Source organism: Haladaptatus sp. (assembly GCF_049589095.1).
Classification (GTDB): Archaea; Halobacteriota; Halobacteria; order Halobacteriales; family Haladaptataceae; genus Haladaptatus.
On sequence record NZ_JBAWAC010000573.1, the window covers coordinates 1 to 5,528 of the forward strand.

At 62.7% G+C, this 5,528-nt stretch carries 8 protein-coding genes and 1 pseudogene; 1 reads left to right on the forward strand and 8 read right to left on the reverse strand.

Going from position 1 to position 5,528, the window contains the following annotated elements; translation table 11 throughout:
• The 3 genes from WBV42_RS17915 to WBV42_RS17925 form a co-directional block, all read right to left on the reverse strand.
• Positions 1 to 822 (reverse strand): RPA family protein (locus WBV42_RS17915; protein ID WP_423987232.1); only part of this gene is annotated, 822 nt, incomplete at its 3' end.
• Complete coding sequence (locus tag WBV42_RS17920) at positions 819 to 2,090, reverse strand: Single-stranded DNA binding protein (protein WP_423987233.1); 1,272 nt, start codon at positions 2,088 to 2,090, stop codon at positions 819 to 821. The genes WBV42_RS17920 and WBV42_RS17915, both read right to left, overlap by 4 nt.
• A 93-nt stretch (positions 2,091 to 2,183) precedes the next feature.
• Positions 2,184 to 2,366, reverse strand: coding sequence for a hypothetical protein (locus WBV42_RS17925; protein ID WP_423987234.1), 183 nt, complete (start codon positions 2,364 to 2,366; stop codon positions 2,184 to 2,186).
• Positions 2,367 to 2,543: 177 nt separating this feature from the next.
• Between WBV42_RS17925 and WBV42_RS17930 the strand changes: the two genes are divergently transcribed.
• On the forward strand, positions 2,544 to 3,176 hold the full coding sequence (locus WBV42_RS17930; protein ID WP_423987235.1) for a 2,5-diamino-6-(ribosylamino)-4(3H)-pyrimidinone 5'-phosphate reductase: 633 nt from the start codon (positions 2,544 to 2,546) through the stop codon (positions 3,174 to 3,176).
• A 10-nt stretch (positions 3,177 to 3,186) separates the two neighbouring features.
• Here WBV42_RS17930 and asd read toward each other — a convergent pair whose 3' ends face one another.
• The 5 genes and pseudogenes from asd to WBV42_RS17955 all read right to left on the reverse strand — a co-directional run.
• A complete protein-coding gene (gene asd / locus WBV42_RS17935; protein ID WP_423987236.1) occupies positions 3,187 to 4,221 on the reverse strand; it encodes an aspartate-semialdehyde dehydrogenase in 1,035 nt (344 codons plus the stop codon).
• A 359-nt stretch (positions 4,222 to 4,580) separates the two neighbouring features.
• Entirely contained in the window at positions 4,581 to 4,757 is a 177-nt protein-coding gene (locus WBV42_RS17940) for a 30S ribosomal protein S17e (protein WP_253226042.1), read from the reverse strand.
• Positions 4,758 to 4,834: 77 nt separating this feature from the next.
• Positions 4,835 to 5,113, reverse strand: coding sequence for an acylphosphatase (locus tag WBV42_RS17945; protein WP_423987237.1), 279 nt, complete (start codon positions 5,111 to 5,113; stop codon positions 4,835 to 4,837).
• 42 nt (positions 5,114 to 5,155) lie between these two features.
• Positions 5,156 to 5,344 carry a hypothetical protein gene (locus WBV42_RS17950; RefSeq protein WP_423987238.1) on the reverse strand — a complete coding sequence of 63 codons (189 nt, stop codon included), beginning with the start codon at positions 5,342 to 5,344 and terminating at the stop codon, positions 5,156 to 5,158.
• Between the two features lie 66 nt (positions 5,345 to 5,410).
• A pseudogene (locus WBV42_RS17955) lies at positions 5,411 to 5,528 on the reverse strand (8-oxoguanine DNA glycosylase); the annotation flags it as partial.

Genomic DNA, 5,528 nt, shown 5'->3' on the forward strand with positions numbered 1-5,528 from the left:
ATCCACCGCTGTCTCCGAGTTCGACGCTTCGGCGTCGAACTCGCTTGCGGGTTCCGTTTGCGTTCCCGTCTCCATTTCCACATCGACGGCGGACGTGTCGAGCGACACGTCCACGTCGAGCGTTACATTGCCGGCTTCGTCCGGCGACATGTCGAGCGTGCCGACCTCCTCTTGCTCGCCCGCGACGACGCGGGCCGCATCGAGCGCCACGTCCTGCAACTCGGCGAGGTACGGCGTCGACGTCCGATAGTGGTCGAGCGCCAGCGGAACACCGGCGGCGAGGCCGGTGTCCACGTCGGCGGCTTCGAGCGCCTGCCGCAGGTCCTCCCCGCGCTGGCCGGAGTCGAGCGCACCGGCGAACGTGCGAATCCGGTCGAGGGTCTGTTGTGCCGTTTGGACCGTCCAGCGGTCGCGGGTTTCGGCGTCGACCGCGTTCATGCTCTCCGGTCGGATCGAGGTGTACACCAAGTCCGAGTCATCGGGCTGGAACGTCCGTGCCTTGCCCGTCACGGCGACGAACATCGGCGCTTCGGCGCGTTCGAGGAACGCGAGCGCGTCAGGCTGGTACTGGCCAGCGTAGACGACGAACCCGCCGGTCGGGTCCACGATGCGGGCGCGGAGCACCTCGTCGCCGACCTGCTCGATTTCGGTCAGCACCCCGACGACGAACAGGCGGTTGATTCGCGCGCCAGTCGGTGTGACGACGTAGTTCGGCGCGCGCTCCTCGTCGCTGTCGGAGTGTTCGAGCGATGAGCCGTCGTACTCGGCGGCGAAGATTCGCCACGCGACTTCCCGGCGGCCGACGCCACCCTGCGAACTCATGTGTCCACCTCCGCGAGGAAGGCCTTCGCACGGTCGGCCGGGTTGTCGTCCGTCTCGGTGAACTCGGTCGCTTCGAGGTTCGCGCCGTAGTCGTCCACCGAGAGGTTGCCCCGGACGCGGTACTCGTGGCCGACGATCTCCTCGCGGATGCTGTCCGCGACGACTTCCTGGTCCATCGCGTCGCGGGCCTGCTGGCGGGCCTTCTCCAGACCGCCGCCGTACACTTCCGCGGTGAGGTCGGCGTCCAGAATCGCGGTGACGGTTCCCGTCCCGTCGTCCACGATGGCTTTCACACGTAGGTCGTCCTGCCCGTCGACCTGCCCGTGGCTTCGGCACTGGCCCTTCTGCACCACGCGTCCACACTCGGGACAGCGTTGGATGAGGCCGGAGCCGTCACGAACGGCCACGATGTTGCCGAGGACTTCCACGTCGAACGCGCCGCCCGTCTCGACCGCTTCGCGGACGGACATGCGCGTCGCGCTGTCGTTCACGTCCACCTCGCGCGCGAGGGGTGAAACGGTTGTGTACTCCGAGAAGTTGATCGACGGCACGCCGCGGAACTCGCGGATGTAGACGTTGTCCACGCGAATCTCCGCGCCCTCCGTCACTTCGTCGCGCGCTTCCCAGTCGGTGAACGGGAGTCGCGCCGACTCGTCGGCGACGATGCCGCTCTTGATCTCGGTCTCCCCGTCGCGTCCGTCGATGACTTTGCTCTCGACTTCGAGAACCGTCACCTCCAGTGCGACGCCGCGGTCGCCGGGTCGAACCTCCGCCAACGTCGCGTCGCCGCCGACCTCGTACGGCACGTCGAGTTCGGTGTTCTCGCGCGCGATGTTGGTGCTGTCCCCGAGGTTGAGTTCGGGGTTACCCTCCCATTCTCGCACGCCCGCGTTGCCCGCGGTGATGACCTCACCCGGACTGAGGCTGAAGTCGTTCCACGCCGTGTAGGAAATCTTCCCGGTTTCGTCGGCCAGTTCCCCCTCGAAAATCGTCTGATCGTTGCCCTGATAGCGGATCGAGCGCTGGCCGACGGTGAGCACCTTCGCGGTGATCGTGACGTTGCCCATGTCCGTCGTCACGTCGGCGATGTCGGCCGTCGAGGGCGAGGAACTGCTCGAACTGCCGTCGCCGTACTTTCGTCGAAGGCTCTGTTTGGCTTCGTCTACCGGCACACTGTACTCGATGAGGTTCTGCAGGTCTGCTTTGACCTCCTCTTTGTCTACGCCGAGGTCGGAGGCGAGCGCCTCGGCATGGTCGTCAACGTTCATCACCCGAAGTTGGGACGGGATGGATTAAAAGTGTTCGTCGTCGCTAGAAGTGTGAGCGGGAATGGAGGTGGAATCGAAATCGACCGAAATTCGCTATCGCCCGGCAAATCCCCACGCGAAGACCAACCCGATCAGCATGACTGGAACGCTTCCGTACGCTAGTATCGGGCCGAGTGCGGTGCTACCGTGCGAACCCAGAATTCCACCGAAAACGAGGAGATATATCGAAACGAGGAGGATACCGATGCCACCGAGTTGGCTCAATTTTGCTTCCATGTCTTGTTCGTGAAGAAAACGAAACAGTTTGGGAAATAAGTGTTTATTTTCACATCTTAGACAGCAACACGAGCGTCTCGAACATTCTCACCAAGACCAAATTCATTCCGACAAAGCGACCGTTCCTCCTTCTGAGACACCGAAAACGGTTTTCTCCCGTGAGCCGTACTCCGGAACATGCACGTGGTCGTCAACGCCGCGATGAGCGCCGACGGTAAACTCTCCTCCTGCCAGCGCGAACAGGTCGCCATCAGCGGCGCGGACGACTTCGACCGGGTTGACGACCTTCGGGTGGAAAGCGACGCCATCGTGGTCGGCGTCGGGACCGTCCTCGCGGACGACCCCTCCCTGACCGCCGACGATGGAGCAAACCCGACACGCATCATCGCGGACTCGCGTGCGCGAACCCCGCTCGACGCGCAGGTGTTGGACGACAGGGCGGATACCCTGATTTTCGTCGCCGAAAGCGCACCGACTCGGAACGTCCGAGCACTGCGCGGGGCCGGGGCGGACGTCGTCGTCGCCGGAAACGGTCGCGTTTCGCTCCGCCGGGCGTTTTCCGAACTCGAATCTCGCGGCACCGAACAGATCATGGTCGAGGGCGGCGGCGAACTCATCTTCTCGACCTTCGAGGCCGAACTGGTGAACGAACTCCGCCTCTACGTCGGGTCGCTGGTCATCGGCGGCCGGGACGCGCCGACGCTCGCGGACGGCGAGGGCTTCGTGGAGAGAAACTCGTTTCCGGACCTCGAACTCGATTCGGTCGATACGATGGACGACGGCGTTCTGCTTCGCTACCTCGTCTCCTGACTGATTCGTCTCAGATCCAGCCTTCCTGCGCGAGCAGTTCGCCGTTCAGCACGCTCGCACCGGCGGCGCCGCGAATCGTGTTGTGGGCGAGGCAGTTGTACTGAATTCCCGTCGGGGTCTCCTGTACGCCGCCGACCGCGACCTGCATGCCGCCGCCGAGGGTGCGGTCGAGGCGGGGTTGCGGGCGGTCGGGGTCCTCGAACACCTTGATGAGCGGGTCCGGCGCGCTCGGGAGGTCGAGCGTGGTGGCGTTTTCGAAGGCTTCCTCGGCACTCGCCTTCGTGATCTCCTCGGTCGTCTCCGCCCACACGTTTTCGAGGTGGCCGTCCAGCGTCGGGACGCGATTACACGAGGCCGCCACGTCCACGTCGTGAAGCGAGATTTCGCTACCGTCGAAGGTGCCGAGCAGTTTCTGTGGCTCGTCCACCATCTTCTCCTCCTCGCCGCCGATGTGCGGGATGACGTTGTCGATGATCTCCATCGACGTGACGCCGTCGTAGCCCGCGCCGGAGACGGCTTGCAGGGTGGAGACGTGCACACGTTCGAGGCCGAACGAATCGAGCGCGGCCAGGGTGGGAACCATCGTTATGGTCGAGCAGTTCGGGTTCTTCACGAGCGCGCCGTCCCAGCCCCGTTCGTCGCGCTGGACTTCGATGAGGTCCAGATGCTCCGCGTTGACTTCCGGGATGACGAGCGGTACGTCCTCGGCCATTCGGTCGTTCGAGGAGTTCGAGGAGACGACGTACCCCGCCTCGGTGAACTTCGGTTCCACTTCGGCCGCGACGCCGGACGGGAGCGACGAAAAGAGGAGGTCCACATCGTCCGGGACGTCTCTCGGGTCGGTCGCGCGTACTTCGATGTCGCCGACGTACTCCGGGATGGGCGAGTCGATCCGCCACTTCGCCGCTTCGCGGTAGAGTTTGCCCGCGCTGTCCTCGCTCGCGGTTATCGTCGTCAGTTCGAAGTCCGGATGACCGTCGAGGAGTTGAATGAATCGCTGTCCGACCGCTCCGGTTCCGCCGAGAATTCCGACGTTAACACTCATGTGGAACTCGATAGCAGGAGTGTGCAAGTAGCTTTCGACGGTGTCGGAGTTTGCCGTGAGACCGATTGTCGTCCGTCGATTCTCGCGGCGATACGTGTCCCATGTTTGAACACTACGCTCATATATCGGTTGAAGCCTCTTGGAGAGCATGGAGAGGGATGTTGTCACATGTCAGGGGTGCGGCCGTGCATACTCGGCCCGCGTTCGAGACGACGGCACGTACGTCCTCCCGACGGACACGGGTACGTGTGAACGATGTGGAAGCGTCGAGTTCGATAGAGTCTCCAAGGAGATAGTCGAAAACGATTGAGCCGCTCAGCTCCGCAGAATCGATGAACAGTGCGACAGCACTGAGAAAATTATTCTTTCTTGCGCGTGACGTAGCCGGCGATGCGGTTGCGGACGCCCTTCGAGCCGATGTTGGTCAGCTTTTCGACGCTGTCCTTGTTCTGGCTGAAGTCCTTCGTGAATGCGGTCGGATATCGCTCCAACAGGATGTTCCCTGTCTTCTTGACGTAGTCGGGTTTGATTGCCATACCGAACTCTTTCCGATAGCGGGCCTTAAAAGCATTCGTTCGCGTCGGCCGCGACGAAGCTATCGGCGACCCCGGAACTATCGTCTGATTCGAAACCCGTCTTCCCCGTTCGGGTCGTCGTACTCGACGTCCACGCCGTCCACGTCCGCGGCCGGACTCCCCGTGTGACACCACTCGACCATCTCCTCGACCGTCGATTCGGGACCCTCGAAGACGGCTTCGACGCGCCCGTCGGAGAGGTTCTGCACCCAGCCGTCGATTCCCTTCGATTCCGCCGTGTCCCGGGTGTTCGCCCGATAGAAGACGCCCTGTACCTTGCCGGAGACGAAGACGTGTGCACGAGTACGATCCGTCATATGCGAAAATTCGAAGTCGAACCACAAAATCCTCGGGGCCGTTCACCCTTCGGTTCCCTCCTCCGGCGGCATTCGTTCGTACGAGAGGTGTTTCACCGCCGTTCGGATTTCCTCCTTCGTGAGGTCCAATTCGTTGTACACGAACGACCTGAGCGCGAGGTACGCACCGATACCGGAAACGGCGACGCCGATGAGGAAGCCGAACAGGAGGGCGGGGAATCCAGTAACCATATCCTCACTTTCGATAGCCCCACGAAAGAGCCATCGGATGAACTGTTCCGAATTCCGAACTATCGCTCAGCTTCGCAGATAGTGGAACACGTACGTCTGTGCGTACCCGGCGTACTCGCCGAACTGTTCCCGAATCGCGCGTGACGTGGCTTTGTACGATCCCTGTTCGCAGTGCGGGTAGTGA

Excerpts from the sequence above, each read along its gene's own strand:
- WBV42_RS17920 (WP_423987233.1), bottom strand. The coding sequence starts at position 2,090 with ATGAACGTTGACGACCATGCCGAGGCGCTCGCCTCCGACCTCGGCGTA.
- WBV42_RS17925 (WP_423987234.1), bottom strand. The coding sequence starts at position 2,366 with ATGGAAGCAAAATTGAGCCAACTCGGTGGCATCGGTATCCTCCTCGTT.
- WBV42_RS17940 (WP_253226042.1), bottom strand. The coding sequence starts at position 4,757 with ATGGCAATCAAACCCGACTACGTCAAGAAGACAGGGAACATCCTGTTG.
- asd (WP_423987236.1), bottom strand. The coding sequence starts at position 4,221 with ATGAGTGTTAACGTCGGAATTCTCGGCGGAACCGGAGCGGTCGGACAG.
- WBV42_RS17945 (WP_423987237.1), bottom strand. The coding sequence starts at position 5,113 with ATGACGGATCGTACTCGTGCACACGTCTTCGTCTCCGGCAAGGTACAG.
- WBV42_RS17950 (WP_423987238.1), bottom strand. The coding sequence starts at position 5,344 with ATGGTTACTGGATTCCCCGCCCTCCTGTTCGGCTTCCTCATCGGCGTC.
- WBV42_RS17930 (WP_423987235.1), top strand. The coding sequence starts at position 2,544 with ATGCACGTGGTCGTCAACGCCGCGATGAGCGCCGACGGTAAACTCTCC.